The sequence below is a fragment of the Streptomyces sp. NPDC037126 genome, from assembly GCF_055605965.1.
This window is the reverse complement of record NZ_JBVJTD010000023.1, coordinates 104,504-117,279: the sequence shown is the minus strand read 5'-3', so window position 1 is coordinate 117,279 and position 12,776 is coordinate 104,504. Positions and strand designations below refer to the sequence as shown.

Annotated in this window: 10 protein-coding genes and 1 rRNA gene; 5 read left to right on the top strand and 6 right to left on the bottom strand. The window is 73.5% G+C overall.

Annotated features, from left to right (window positions below; genetic code table 11):
* Window positions 1-95 (top strand): 5S ribosomal RNA (rrf, locus tag ACZ7FF_RS36345); the annotation flags it as partial.
* Between the two features lie 100 nt (window positions 96-195).
* On the opposite strand, the gene ACZ7FF_RS36340 is transcribed toward rrf, so the two are convergent.
* Genes ACZ7FF_RS36340 through ACZ7FF_RS36320 form a run of 5 tightly spaced genes read right to left on the bottom strand, consistent with a single transcriptional unit; the run spans window position 196 to window position 5,866 of the window.
* Complete coding sequence (locus ACZ7FF_RS36340) at window positions 196-1,506, bottom strand: DUF58 domain-containing protein (RefSeq protein ID WP_470817905.1); 1,311 nt, start codon at window positions 1,504-1,506, stop codon at window positions 196-198.
* The gene (locus ACZ7FF_RS36335) at window positions 1,506-2,495 is read right to left on the bottom strand and encodes an AAA family ATPase (protein ID WP_470817911.1); all 990 of its coding nucleotides are present in this window, start codon (window positions 2,493-2,495) and stop codon (window positions 1,506-1,508) included. Before ACZ7FF_RS36335 ends, ACZ7FF_RS36340 begins: the two co-directional genes overlap by 1 nt.
* Window positions 2,495-3,688, bottom strand: a complete 1,194-nt coding sequence (locus ACZ7FF_RS36330) for a DUF4350 domain-containing protein (RefSeq protein ID WP_470817904.1) — start codon at window positions 3,686-3,688, stop codon at window positions 2,495-2,497. Before ACZ7FF_RS36330 ends, ACZ7FF_RS36335 begins: the two co-directional genes overlap by 1 nt.
* The gene (locus ACZ7FF_RS36325; protein ID WP_470817902.1) at window positions 3,685-4,464 is read right to left on the bottom strand and encodes a DUF4129 domain-containing protein; all 780 of its coding nucleotides are present in this window, start codon (window positions 4,462-4,464) and stop codon (window positions 3,685-3,687) included. The genes ACZ7FF_RS36330 and ACZ7FF_RS36325 overlap by 4 nt, the downstream gene beginning before the upstream one ends.
* A gap of 4 nt (window positions 4,465-4,468) precedes the next feature.
* Window positions 4,469-5,866, bottom strand: coding sequence for a DUF7847 domain-containing protein (locus tag ACZ7FF_RS36320; RefSeq protein WP_470817900.1), 1,398 nt, complete (start codon window positions 5,864-5,866; stop codon window positions 4,469-4,471).
* A 140-nt stretch (window positions 5,867-6,006) separates the two neighbouring features.
* Between ACZ7FF_RS36320 and mtnA the strand changes: the two genes are divergently transcribed.
* Window positions 6,007-7,149 (top strand): S-methyl-5-thioribose-1-phosphate isomerase, encoded by a 1,143-nt coding sequence (gene mtnA, locus ACZ7FF_RS36315; RefSeq protein ID WP_470817898.1) that lies wholly within the window; start codon window positions 6,007-6,009, stop codon window positions 7,147-7,149.
* Window positions 7,150-7,210: 61 nt separating this feature from the next.
* Here mtnA and ACZ7FF_RS36310 read toward each other — a convergent pair whose 3' ends face one another.
* A complete protein-coding gene (locus ACZ7FF_RS36310) occupies window positions 7,211-7,969 on the bottom strand; it encodes an alpha/beta hydrolase (RefSeq protein ID WP_470817897.1) in 759 nt (252 codons plus the stop codon).
* Between the two features lie 166 nt (window positions 7,970-8,135).
* Between ACZ7FF_RS36310 and mtrA the strand changes: the two genes are divergently transcribed.
* From mtrA to ACZ7FF_RS36295, 3 genes are read left to right on the top strand one after another with little or no spacing between them, the layout of a single operon-like run.
* A complete protein-coding gene (gene mtrA / locus ACZ7FF_RS36305) occupies window positions 8,136-8,825 on the top strand; it encodes a two-component system response regulator MtrA (protein ID WP_191870552.1) in 690 nt (229 codons plus the stop codon).
* A 1-nt stretch (window position 8,826) separates the two neighbouring features.
* Window positions 8,827-10,923, top strand: a complete 2,097-nt coding sequence (gene mtrB, locus ACZ7FF_RS36300; RefSeq protein WP_470817895.1) for an MtrAB system histidine kinase MtrB — start codon at window positions 8,827-8,829, stop codon at window positions 10,921-10,923.
* The gene (locus ACZ7FF_RS36295) at window positions 10,913-12,742 is read left to right on the top strand and encodes an LpqB family beta-propeller domain-containing protein (RefSeq protein WP_470817893.1); all 1,830 of its coding nucleotides are present in this window, start codon (window positions 10,913-10,915) and stop codon (window positions 12,740-12,742) included. Before mtrB ends, ACZ7FF_RS36295 begins: the two co-directional genes overlap by 11 nt.
* The last annotated feature ends 34 nt before the right edge of the window (window positions 12,743-12,776 follow it).

Genomic DNA, 12,776 nt, shown 5'->3' with positions numbered 1-12,776 from the left:
AAACGCCCGGTTACATTCCGAACCCGGAAGCTAAGCCTCACAGCGCCGATGGTACTGCAGGGGGGACCCTGTGGGAGAGTAGGACACCGCCGAACAATTTTTGGGAAAACCCCGCACCAATTCTGGTGCGGGGTTTTCTGCGTTTACGGTCTTTTGCTTTTCCGACGTCCCCGAAGGGCGGCGGATCGGGGCTGCTCAGAGCCGACCCGCCGCCTTCAGGGCCAGATATGCGTCCGCCAGGGCCGGCGCGAGGTCCTCCGGGATCGCGTCCACGACCGTCACGCCGTATCGGCGCAACTGGTCGGCGGTGTGCCGGCGTTCGCTCAGCGCCTGCGCCGCCGCCGCTGCCTCGTACACCGACTCGGCGTCGCCCCGGGCCTTCGCCATACGGGCGATGTGGGGGTCCGCCACCGCGGCGACCAGAACCGTGTGGCGCTGGGTGAGCTGCGGCAGAACGGGAAGCAGGCCCTCTTCCACCGGTGCCGCGTCGAGCGTCGTGAGCAGCACGATCAGCGAACGCCGGGGCGCCGTACGGAGACAGGCGGCGGTGAGGCCCCGGCTGTCGGTCTCCACGAGTTCCGGTTCGAGCGTGGCCATCGCGTTGACGAGAGACGGCAGCATGTCGCCCGCGGAGCGGCCCTGGACCAGGGCGCGCACCCGGCGGTCGTACGCGAGCAGATCCACGCGGTCGCCGGCGCGGGAGGCGAGGGCGGCCAGGAGGAGAGCCGCGTCCATGGAGGCGTCCAGGCGGGGGGCGTCGCCCACCCGGCCGGCCGAGGTGCGGCCGGTGTCCAGGACGAGGAGGATGCGGCGGTCGCGTTCGGGACGCCAGGTGCGGACGGCGACCGTCGACTGCCGGGCGGTGGCCCGCCAGTCGATCGAGCGGGTGTCGTCGCCGGGCACGTACTCGCGCAGGCTGTCGAATTCCGTTCCCTCACCACGCGTCAGGACGCTGGTGCGGCCGTCGAGTTCGCGCAGTCGGGCGAGTTTCGACGGCAGGTGCTTGCGGCTCGTGAACGGGGGTAGCGCTCGTACGGTCCAGGGCACCTTGTGCGAGCCCTGGCGTGCGAACAGGCCGAGGGGGCCGTACGAGCGGATCGTCACGCGGTCGGCCTGGCGGTCACCGCGGCGGGTGGGGCGCAGCCGGGTCGTCACGCGCCTGCGCTCGCCCGGGGGGACGGTCAGGCGGTGACGGGAGGACTCGACCTCCGTGCCCGGCTGCCAGCTGCTGGGCGGCCAGCCGTCGCGGAGCCGGGCTCGCAGCGGACGGCGTGACGGGTTGCCGATCGTGAGCGTGACGTCGGCGCTCTCGCCGAGACGTGCGGAGGTGTCGCCGGAGCGGCTCAGGGTCAGACGCCGTACGGGAGCGGCCAGCGCGAAGTCGCAGGCGCAGGCCAGGGCCAGCGGGCCGTTGACGGCGAGGATGCCCGTCCAGCCGGGTTCCAGGACGCCGACGGGGATCGAACCGAGGGCCGCGAGGAGGGCGGCGCGTCCGGTGAGCGCCATCAGCGGGGGACCGGGACGTTGGCGAGGATGGCGTTGATGACCGAGTCGGCCGTCACGCCCTCCATCTCCGCCTCGGGGCGCAGCTGGACGCGGTGGCGCAGGGTCGGCAGGGCGAGGGCCTTCACGTCGTCGGGGATGACGTAGTCACGGCCCGTCAGCCAGGCCCAGGCGCGCGAGGTGGCGAGCAGGGCGGTGGCGCCGCGCGGGGACACTCCCAGGGTGAGGGAGGGCGACTCGCGGGTGGCGCGGCAGATGTCTACGACGTAGGCCGTGATCTCGGGGGAGACGGTGGTCTTGGCGACGGCGGCGCGGGCCGCGTCCAGGTCGGCGGGGCCGGCGACGGGGCGCAGGCCGGCGGCGCGCAGGTCGCGCGGGTTGAAGCCCGAGGCGTGGCGGGTGAGGACGTCGATCTCGTCCTGCCGGGACGGCAGAGGGATCGTCAGTTTGAGCAGGAACCGGTCCAGTTGGGCCTCGGGCAGCGGGTAGGTGCCCTCGTACTCGACCGGGTTCTGGGTCGCGGCGACCAGGAACGGCTCGGGCAGTGGACGGGGGGTGCCGTCGACGGTGACCTGGCGCTCCTCCATGGCCTCCAGGAGGGAGGACTGGGTCTTGGGGGGCGTGCGGTTGATCTCGTCGGCGAGGAGGAGGTTCGTGAAGACCGGGCCCTGCTGGAAGGAGAACTCGGCGGTGCGGGTGTCGTAGACGAGGGAGCCTGTGACGTCGCTCGGCATCAGGTCGGGGGTGAACTGGACGCGTTTGGTGTCGAGTTCGAGGGTCGACGCGAGCGCGCGGACGAGCAGTGTCTTGGCGACGCCGGGGACGCCTTCGAGCAGCACGTGTCCGCGACAGAGGAGGGCGACGACGAGGCCGGTCACGGCGGGGTCCTGGCCGACCACGGCTTTGGCGATCTCGGCGCGCAGGGTCTCCAGGGAGGCGCGGGCGGCGTCCGCGTCCCCGGTCCGCCCAGCGTTGTCAGTGGTCGGGTCCATCATGGACGGCGTACCTCTCTTTCGAGGGCGTCGAGTTGGTCGGTCAGTGCGATGAGGGCCGCGTCGTCGCCGGGTGGCGGCCCGAAGAGCAGGGATTGCGGGGTCTGCCCGTCACCGGCGAGGTGGGCGGACAGAGCGGGGAGCAGGGCCTCGGGCGTGTGCGCCTGGGCGAGGGGGACGCCGACGAGGGGGGCGAGGCGGGTGCGGGTGGCGGAGCGAAGAGCGGCGGCCGCGCGGTCGCGGGCGTTCGCCTTGCGGTAGAGGCGGGCGCGGCCTTCGGCGGTCTCGGAGGCGCGGATCGCGACGGGGAGCTTCTCGGGCACGAGGGGGCCGAAGCGGCGGGCCCGCCAGAAGGCGGCGAGGGCCGTCGCGACGAAGAGCTGAAGCGTGCCCCAGAGCCATCCCGGGGGGAGCAGGTCGAAGAAGCCCTTGCTGTCGGCGTTGCCGGTGGCGGGGGTGTCGGACAGCGAGGGGAGGTACCAGACCAGATGGGGGCGGGAGCCGAGGAGCTGCAGGGCGAGCGAGGCGTTGCCCTGCCTGTCGAGGCGGTCGTTGAAGAGGATGTCGGGCGCGCCGAGCACCACCGTGTCGCCGCCCCTGGCGGCGGGGACGCGCAGCAGGGTGGCGAGTCGTTCGCTGGGGTAGCAGGAGTCGGCGTCGAGACGCGTGGTGGTGTAGCGGACGCCTCCGGTGTCGGCGCTGCCCGCGCGCCGGGCCTCGGGCAGCGTGCAGTCGGGGGTGAGGGTGGTGCGGGGGCTGTCGGCGGGGTCCGCGGTGACGCCGGGGGCGAGTCGTTCGATGGACGGGCTGCCGGCCGCGACGAGGACGGTGCGCCCGCCGGAGGCGGCGGTGGCCTGGTGCAGCCTGGTCTGCTGACGGCTGGTCAGCAGGTCGGGAAGGGCGACCAGCAGGGTGGTGTCGGGGCCGGCGGCGGCGCGTGCCCCGTCGAGGGTGGTGACCACGCGGGTGGAGACGCCGCGGTCGTCGAGGAGCTGGGCGACGGCGCGGCTGCCGTAAAGGTCGACGGAGCGGGGGTCCAGGTCGCCGTGCCGGACGGTGGAGCGTACGGCGGCGATGGCGACGGCCGCGGCCAGGATCAGCACGGCGGCGAGGGCTATGCCTCGCGTGCGGGTCCACATCGTGCGGGCCGTGGGCGCGGTGGAGGTGGTGGGCGGCGCGGCCTCGACGGTCACTTGGTGGCCCCCTGGCGGCTGCTGTGGTCCGTGCCGGCGGCGCTGTCGGCGAATGCGGGCCTGGTGCGTTCCAGGCCGCGGTCGAGTTCGGCGATGCGGCGGTACGACTGTTCGTCCGCGCTGCGCCCGCCGTACGTCACGTCGTCGAACTCCCGGGCGGCGGCGCGCAGCCGGTCCGTGTGCGCGGGCAGGGCGCGGCCGGCCTCGGCGGCGGCTTCGTCGGCGGTGCGGCCCGGGCGGACGTCGAGCACGGTCCGCTCCTCCAGGGAGCGGACGACGGCCCGCATGCGTTCCTGGACGGCCTGGTTCCAGTGGCCCTGGGCGGCGTGTGCCTCGGCCGCCGCGCGGTGTTCGGCGGCGCTGCGTGGGCGGTCGTCGAACAGGACGGCGCCGGAGACGGGCTGTCGGCGCGGGGTGCCCAGGCGCCACCACAGGGCGGCCAGGACGGCGATGACGAACAGAATCACGACGAGCAGGCCGACGGTGCCGCCGGGGGTCGCCGAGGCGGCCGAGCCGAACAGCTTGTCGAGCCAGTCCCAGAAGGCGTTCAGGGCGCGTTGGAGCAGGCCGGGGTCGTTCTCGTGGTACATCCGCTTGGACAGCTCGCGGCGGGCCGCTTCGCGCGCCGGATCGCGCGGTGTGGTCACCGGCGGCCGGCTGCCCGGGCCGCCGGCTGCCAGGGCGGGTGCGCCCGCCGCGCGCAACAGGCCGTGTACGACCGTCCTGCCGGCGCCGGCCGGGACCGACGCCGTGAGAACTCCCCCCGTCAGGCTCACCGCATCAGCTCCCCGGGACGGCGCTGGGAGCGCCGGTGCCGTGGCCCTGGACGCCGGCGGCGCGGGCCAGTTCGAGGTCGAGGGCTTCGCGGCGGATGCGCTGGTCCACGTAGAGGAGGACGGTGACGCCGGCGGTGATCGGAAGGGTGAGCGTGGCGCTGATCACCGAGCCGATGCCGCTGATGATCAGGAAGACCCAGCTGACGTGCGGGGCGGTGGTGCCGAAGAGACCGGTCACGCCCTCACCGCTGACGGCGATGCCGATCAGGGTGAAGGGGATCGCGACGACCCCGGAGACGATGGCGGTGATGAGTCCGGCGAGCATTTGGATGCCGAGGATCCGCCACCAGGAGCCGCGCACGAGCTTGGCGGAGCGGCCCATGGACTTCACGATGCTCTGCCGCTCCAGCATCAGTGCCGGGGAGGCCAGGGAGAAGCGGACCGTCAGCCAGATCAGGACGACGAACGCCGCGAGGAGACCGAGGACGAGCAGGGTTATGCCGAGGTTGGAACTGCCCGCGGCGAGGGCGATGATGCCAGGCAGCGCGCCGCCGGCGAAGACGCCGACGCCGATGAGGCCGAGCAGGATGAGCAGGCCGAACAGCCTCGGGATCTGGGGGCGCGCGTCGCGCCAGGCTTCCCCGGTGCTGACCGGCCTGCCGAGGACGGCGCGGCTGGTGACGGTGGTCAGCAGGGCGGTGGCGATGATCGTGCCGACCACGGTGATCAGCGTGATGACGCCGGAGCTGAGGAACGTGTTGCGCATGGCGCGGAACACGTCGTCGGGGGTGGTGTCCGGGTTGTTGACGGACAGTCGGGTGACGGTGTCGTTCAGGACGAGGCCCTGTACGAGGACCGAGCCGATCTGGGAGAGCAGGGCGACCGTCAGGGAGATGCCGAGGACCGTGCGCCAGTAGGTGCGCATGGTGGAGACGGCGCCGTCGAGGATCTCACCGAGACCGAGCGGGCGCAGCGGGATGACACCGGGCTTGGCCGCGGGCGGGGGACCGCCCCAGCCGCCGCCCCAGGCTCCGTAGCCGCCGGGGCCGCCGGGGCCGCCGTAACCGCCGTAGCCGCCGGGAGGACCGCCGTAGCCGCCGCCGGGAGGGCCTCCGTAGCCGCCGGGCATGCCGGGCTGCTGACCGCCCCAGCCCGGGCCGTGCGGCGGGGGCGGCGGGGTCTGGCCCGGGCTGGGGGCACCGGTGGGCGCGGACCACTGGCCGGCCGGCGGCTGCTCCTGGGACCACTTCGAGCCCTGGCCCTGCGGGTTGGCGCCCGGCTGCGGCGCGGGCTCACCGGGGCCGGGACGGTCGGCCGGCTCGGCGGGGCCGGACGCGCCGGGTTCCCGCCCGTCGGGCGACGGGGCGGATCCGGGCGAGGCCCAGCCCGGAGTGTCAGTCATCGAAGCTCCTTCTCGGTGCCCTTCCGCGGTCGCGGCGGCAGGTTGGCAGCCATCGTGCCATGGGGTGCTCACCGGGTGACCGGCCGCGGTGGACGCCGGATGCCTTCAATTGTCCGTGGGATCCGGGGCAGACTGACGGCATGGCTGATCAGCAGGCGCGAACCGGTGGAGACAAGCGGCCGACCGAGATACCGGTGATCCGATGGGAGGAACCACCCGAAGGTCCCGTGCTGGTCCTTCTCGATCAGACAAGGCTCCCGTCCGAAGAGGTCGAGCTGGTGTGCACGGACGCGCCGGCGCTGGTGGAGGCGATCCGCACGCTCGCCGTGCGCGGGGCGCCGCTGCTCGGGATCGCCGGGGCGTACGGCGTCGCGCTCGCCGCCGCGCGGGGCTTCGACGTGGCCGAGGCGGCGCGGGCGCTCGAGGACGCCCGGCCCACCGCGGTGAACCTGTCCGTGGGAGTGCGCCGGGCCCGGGCCGCGTACGAGGCCGCGCTGGCAGGTGCCGGCGACCCCACCGCCGCGGCGGCGGAGGCGCTGGCCGCGGCGCGGGCGCTGCACCGGGAGGACGCCGAGGCCAGTGCCCGGATGGCGGCGCACGGCCTGCGGCTGCTGGACGAGCTGCTGCCGGGCGGTGGGCACCGGGTCCTCACCCACTGCAACTCCGGGTCGCTGGTCTCGGGCGGGGAGGGCACGGCCTTCGCGGTGGCGCTCGCCGCGCACCGGGAGGGACGGCTGCGCCGGCTGTGGGTGGACGAGACGCGTCCGCTGCTGCAGGGCGCCCGGCTGACGGCGTACGAGGCGGCCCGCAGCGGCATGTCGTACACCCTGCTCACCGACAACGCGGCGGGTTCGCTGTTCGCGGCGGGGGAGGTGGACGCGGTGCTGATCGGTGCGGACCGGATCGCGGCCGACGGCTCGGTGGCGAACAAGGTGGGGAGCTATCCGCTCGCCGTGCTCGCGCGCTACCACCATGTGCCGTTCATCGTGGTGGCGCCGCTGACGACGGTCGACGCGCGGACTCCTGACGGGGCGTCCATAGAGGTCGAGCAGCGTCCCGGTTACGAGGTCACCGAGGTCGCGGTTCCGCAGGTGCCGGTGGCGGGGCCGGGGGGCGGGGTGCCGGTGGCGCCGCTGGGGTCGCAGGCGTACAACCCGGCGTTCGACGTGACGCCGCCCGAGCTGGTGACGGCCATCGTCACAGAGGAGGGAGTCGTCTCTCCCGTCACGGCGCCGGCTCTCGGGGAGCTGACCGCCAGGACGCGGCAGGGCACGACCGGCTGACGGGAGAAAACCGGCCGCGCCGCAGGGGGGCGACGTCCGCCCGGCGGCCGGGCCTGTGGTGTCAGACGGCGGGCCCGGTGTTCCGGGACGGGATGTCGCCCGCGGTGCGGGCGAGGAGTTCCGCCGTCGTGGTCCCGCCTCGTACGGCGTGGTCGGCGTCGGTGGGACGGCAGCGGCCGGACTCGGGGTCGTACTCGGTCATGATCATGCCGGCATGGTCGGTGTCGGGCTCGTGAAGCAGTGCCGGCCAGCCCCGGTGCCGCAGCACCTCGTGGAACCGGCGGGCCTGCCGGACGTCCACGACCGGATCGGCGCTGCCGTGGACCAGCCGGACGGGGACGGCGGGCGGCAGGGCCCCGGTGCCGGTCAGGTCGTCCAGCGGGGCGCGGCCGGTCAGCGGTTCAGGGCGGGCGTATCCGCCGGAGATGCCGACGACGGCGCCTGGCCGCCATCCGTCGAGCACGCGGGGGGTCAGGGCCGCGGCCACCGCGGCCTTGCCGCCCAGGGACCAGCCCGCGAGGGCCGTGCGGTCCGCGTCCCCGCCGAAGTCGCCCCCGTGCCGCCGGACGAACACTGCGGAGTCACGCAGGTGAGCACGTCCGCCGTCGTCGGCGTCCGGGCGCCAGTCCGGCACGAAGCACACGATGCCCAGCGCGGCGGCGGCACCGGCGAGCGGCGCGAGGACGTCACGCTCGTCCGCGCCCCTGCCGTGCCAGAGCAGCACGACCGGGAGCGCCTCTGACGCAGTGGCGGGCCGGTACACGTCAAGGCGCTGTCCACCGGCCTCGTAGACGATCCCCCGCGTCACAGCGACGGCCATGGCCACCCACCCCGTTCCGCCCTTGTCCGGCGGGCGTCACGCGCCCGCAGGCGACCCTATCGATCAACGGCGGCGGACAGGGGCAGACAGTGACGGCCACATACGACTATCGTCACGCCCCAGTGACCTCCCTCACCTGCACCTCTGTCGTCGTTACGAGAATGGGATGATGTCGTTTATGAAGGGACGAGTCCTTGTCGTCGACGACGACACCGCACTGGCCGAGATGCTCGGCATCGTGCTGCGTGGTGAAGGTTTTGAGCCGTCTTTCGTAGCCGACGGCGACAAGGCGCTGGCCGCTTTCCGTGAGACCAAGCCTGACTTGGTGCTGCTCGACCTGATGCTGCCCGGACGGGACGGCATCGAGGTCTGCAGGCTGATCCGGGCGGAGTCCGGTGTGCCGATCGTCATGCTCACGGCCAAGAGCGACACCGTCGACGTCGTCGTCGGCCTCGAATCGGGCGCGGACGACTACATCGTGAAGCCGTTCAAGCCGAAGGAGCTGGTGGCGCGGATCCGGGCGCGGCTGCGGCGGTCGGAGGAGCCGGCGCCGGAGCAGCTGACCATCGGCGACCTCGTCATCGACGTGGCCGGCCACTCGGTGAAGCGGGACGGGCAGTCGATCGCGCTGACCCCCCTGGAGTTCGACCTGCTGGTCGCGCTCGCCCGCAAGCCGTGGCAGGTGTTCACCCGCGAGGTGCTGCTCGAGCAGGTGTGGGGCTACCGCCACGCCGCCGACACCCGCCTGGTCAACGTGCACGTCCAGCGGCTGCGCTCCAAGGTCGAGAAGGACCCGGAGCGGCCCGAGATCGTGGTGACCGTCCGCGGTGTCGGTTACAAGGCCGGACCCAGCTGACATGTCCGGGGACAGCGCCGCTTCGGCTCCCGGCGAGTCCGGGTCGCGTCCGGGGCGGCCTGTCGGCCGGTCGGAGGCGGGTACGCGTTTCAGGCGCCTCTTCGAGGGCGGCCTGCTGCAGGGCGGGGTGCAGGGCAGCCCGGTCCTGCGCCTCTTCCTGCGCTGGGTGCGCCGCCCGCTGCTGCCGGTGATGCGCCTGTGGCGGCGCAACATCCAGCTCAGGGTCGTCGCCACGACTCTCTTGATGTCGCTGGGCGTCGTCCTGCTGCTCGGCTTCGTCGTGATCGGGCAGGTGCGCAACGGCCTGCTGGACGCCAAGGTGCGTGCCTCGCAGAGCCAGGCCACGGGCGGGTTCGCGGTGGCCAAGCAGAAGGCCGACGAGGCGGCGGGCGGGACCGGCACGGACACGGGCGGGGCGGCGCCCGGCGCCGCCGACGGCACCGCCGCGGACGGCCGGCAGCCGCAGAGCGTCATCCAGTGGATGAGCGACCTCGTGGAGTCGCTGTCCAGCGGTGGCGCGGGCGCCTTCGACGTGGTGACGCTGCCCGTGGGCGACGACAGCGGCGGCGGACGCAGCCCCCGCGGCTCCGGGAACGTCAACCCGACCTCCAGCGTGCCCGCCGACCTGCGCGAGCGGGTCAACAGCGGTACGACGGCGGCCCAGAGCTACACCCGGATCGTCTACTCCAACGACAAGGAGTCGCAGCCGGCGCTGGTCATCGGCAAGCAGGTCAACGACCCCAACGGGCGCCCGTACGAGCTGTACTACCTCTTCCCGCTCACGCAGGAGGAGAAGTCCCTGAGCCTGGTCAAGGGCACCCTCGCGACCGCGGGGCTGTTCGTGGTCGTGCTGCTCGGGGCCATCGCGTGGCTGGTGGTGCGCCAGGTCGTCACCCCGGTGCGGATGGCGGCCGGGATCGCCGAGCGGCTGTCCGCGGGACGCCTCCAGGAGCGCATGAAGGTCACCGGTGAGGACGACATCGCCCGCCTGGGCGAGGCCTTCAACAAGATGGCGCAGAACCTCCAGGTGAAGATCCAGCAGCTGGAGGACCTGTCGCGGATGCAGCGCCGGTTCGTGTCGGACGTCTCGCACGAGCTGCGCACCCCGCTGACGACCGTACGGATGGCCGCCGACGTCATCCACGAGGCCCGCGAGGACTTCGACCCGGTGACCGCACGCTCCGCCGAGCTGCTCGCCGACCAGCTGGACCGCTTCGAGTCGCTGCTCGCGGACCTGCTGGAGATCAGCCGCTTCGACGCGGGCGCGGCGGCCCTGGAAGCCGAGCCGATAGACCTCAGGGAGGTCGTACGGCGCGTGGTCAGCGGCGCCGAGCCGCTCGCCGAGCGCAAGGGCTCGCACATACGGGTGGTCGGCGATCTGCAGCCGGTCGTCGCCGAGGCCGACGCCCGGCGCGTGGAGCGCGTCCTGCGGAACCTGGTCGTCAACGCCGTCGAGCACGGCGAGGGCAAGGACGTCGTCGTCAAGCTGGCCTCGGCGGGCGGCGCGGTCGCCGTCGCGGTGCGCGACTACGGCGTCGGTCTCAAGCCCGGCGAGGCGACCCGTGTCTTCAGCCGCTTCTGGCGGGCGGACCCGGCACGCGCGCGTACCACCGGAGGCACGGGCCTCGGGCTGTCGATCGCCCTGGAGGACGCGCGGCTGCACGGCGGCTGGCTGCAGGCCTGGGGCGAGCCGGGCGGGGGCTCCCAGTTCCGCCTGACGCTGCCCAGGACCGCCGACGAGCCGCTGCGTGGCTCGCCGATACCGCTGGAGCCCAAGGACTCGCGCCGCAACCGCGGCCTCGACGACTCCGGGCTGCCCCGCGGGGGCGAGGAGAAGCGGGCGACCGTACCCGTGCAGCAAGGCGGGCAGACGTCCGCGCTGCCGCCGCGCGTGCCCTCGGTCAGGCCCTCCGCCGACCCGACCGCACTGCCCGGCAACGGCAACGGGGCGCGCGTGGTGCCCCGGCCCGCAAGCGGTGCGCGGCGCCCCGAGGACAGGCCCGCCGCGGGCGGGACACCCGAAGCGAGCGCGGCCCGGCCGGAACCGGCGGGGCCGGAGGAATCGACCGAGCCAGGGGAGGCATTTCGTGGGCGCTGACCGCAAGGGGGGCGCCCGGCCAGGGCGCGCGGCGGCGTTCACCGCCTTGGGGGTCGTTCTGCTGGCCGGGTGCGCCTCGATGCCGGACAACGGCGACCTGCGGGACGTGGAGTCCACGCCCCGGCAGGACACCGGGGTGCGCGTGTTCGCCATGCCGCCGGCCGAGGACGCCAACCCGGGCGAGATCATGCAGGGCTTTCTGGAGGCCCTGACCAGCGATGATCCGGCGTACGACACGGCTCGCAAGTACCTGACGAACGACGCCGCGCGCACCTGGCGGCCGGAGCGGTCGACCACGGTCCTCGCGAACGGGCCGAGCATCGAGACGGACTGCCGGGTGGGCGGCCGGGAGGTGACCAACAGCGTCACCTGTGTGCTGGCCGGCAACCAGGTGGCCACGGTCGACGCGCATCAGGCGTACCAGCCCGCCGACGGCTCGTACCGCAAGAAGGTGCACCTGAGCAGGGACGCCAAGACGGGGCAGTGGCGCATCGACCAGCTGCCCGACGGCGTCGTCATGGGCAACTCGGACTTCCAGCGCAACTACACGTCCGTAGACAAGTACTACTTCGCCTCCAACACCGCGGTCGGCGCGGCCGGACAGCCGGTCGCCGTCGCCGATCCGGTGTTCGTGCGCAGCAAGGTCGACGCCATGACGCAGATGGTCCGCTCGCTGCTGAGCGGGCCCACGAGCTGGCTCGGGCCGGTGGTCCGGTCCAGCTTCCCGACCGGTACGGCCCTGCAGAAGGGCGTGTCGGGGCTGGCACCGGACGACCAGAACAGGCTGACGGTGCCGCTGAACCTCAAGGCGTCCCAGGTCGCGGCATCCAAGTGCACCGAGATGGCGACGCAGGTGCTGTTCACCCTGCGCAACCTCGCGCCGACGCTGGAGTCGGTCGAGCTCCAGGGCGTCGGGGGCCACCGGCTGTGCGACCTGACCGGGAGCGGCGCCGAGTCCGCCGCCTGGCACGCGTCGTCCAAGCGGCCCGAGTACCTGTACTACGTCGACGGCAAGCACCGGCTGGTGCGGATGCCGACCGGAAGCGCCGGCACCAGCTCCCTGCCGGTGCCGGGCCCGCTCGGCGAGGGCGTCAGGTCGCTGCAGTCGGTCGCGGTGTCCCGGGACGAGCACACCGTGGCCGCGGTCGACAACGACGGGGCTTCGCTGCACGTGGCGTCCCTGACGTCGGACGGCGCGCTCGGGGAGCCCGTGGTCACCAGCAAGGGCCCGACGCCCGCCGAGCGGCTGACCACACCGAGCTGGGACGCCCGCGGTGATCTGTGGGTGGCCGACCGTGACCCGCACGCCTCGACGCTGTACGTCCTGGAACACGGCGTCACCAAGGCGGAGAAGGTCGCCGTCCCGGACCTGTCCGGCAGCATCAAGGACGTCCGCGTGGCCGCCGACGGCGTGCGCATCGCGCTGGTCGTGCAGGAGAAGGACGGCAAGCAGTCCCTGCTGATCGGCCGGATCGAGCGCGAGGACCGGACCGGGGAGGGGCCCTCGGTGGTCGAACTCCGCTCCGCCGCGCCCGACCTTGAGCAGGTCAGCGCCGTTTCCTGGGCCGGGGACAGCAGTCTGCTGGTGGTCGGCCAGGAGCAGGGCGGCGTGCAGCAGATGCGGTACGCACAGGTCGACGGCTCCACGCTGGACGGGCCGGCGCCGGAGGCGCTGCCGGGGGTGAAGGCGATCGCCGCGTCCGAGGACGAGCGGGTGCCGCTGGTGGCCTACTCGGACGACGGGATCGTCCGGCTGCCCACCGGGGCGCAGTGGCAGAAGATCGACAAGGACGGCACGGCACCGGTCTATCCGGGCTGAGTTCCGGGGGGCCGGTACTCCGGCGGGGCGCGCC

Coding starts and splice junctions, on each gene's coding strand:
- ACZ7FF_RS36340 (WP_470817905.1), bottom strand. CDS start 1,506: ATGGCGCTCACCGGACGCGCCGCCCTCCTCGCGGCCCTCGGTTCGATC.
- ACZ7FF_RS36335 (WP_470817911.1), bottom strand. CDS start 2,495: ATGGACCCGACCACTGACAACGCTGGGCGGACCGGGGACGCGGACGCC.
- ACZ7FF_RS36320 (WP_470817900.1), bottom strand. CDS start 5,866: ATGACTGACACTCCGGGCTGGGCCTCGCCCGGATCCGCCCCGTCGCCC.
- mtnA (WP_470817898.1), top strand. CDS start 6,007: ATGGCTGATCAGCAGGCGCGAACCGGTGGAGACAAGCGGCCGACCGAG.
- ACZ7FF_RS36310 (WP_470817897.1), bottom strand. CDS start 7,969: ATGGCCGTCGCTGTGACGCGGGGGATCGTCTACGAGGCCGGTGGACAG.
- mtrA (WP_191870552.1), top strand. CDS start 8,136: ATGATGTCGTTTATGAAGGGACGAGTCCTTGTCGTCGACGACGACACC.
- mtrB (WP_470817895.1), top strand. CDS start 8,827: ATGTCCGGGGACAGCGCCGCTTCGGCTCCCGGCGAGTCCGGGTCGCGT.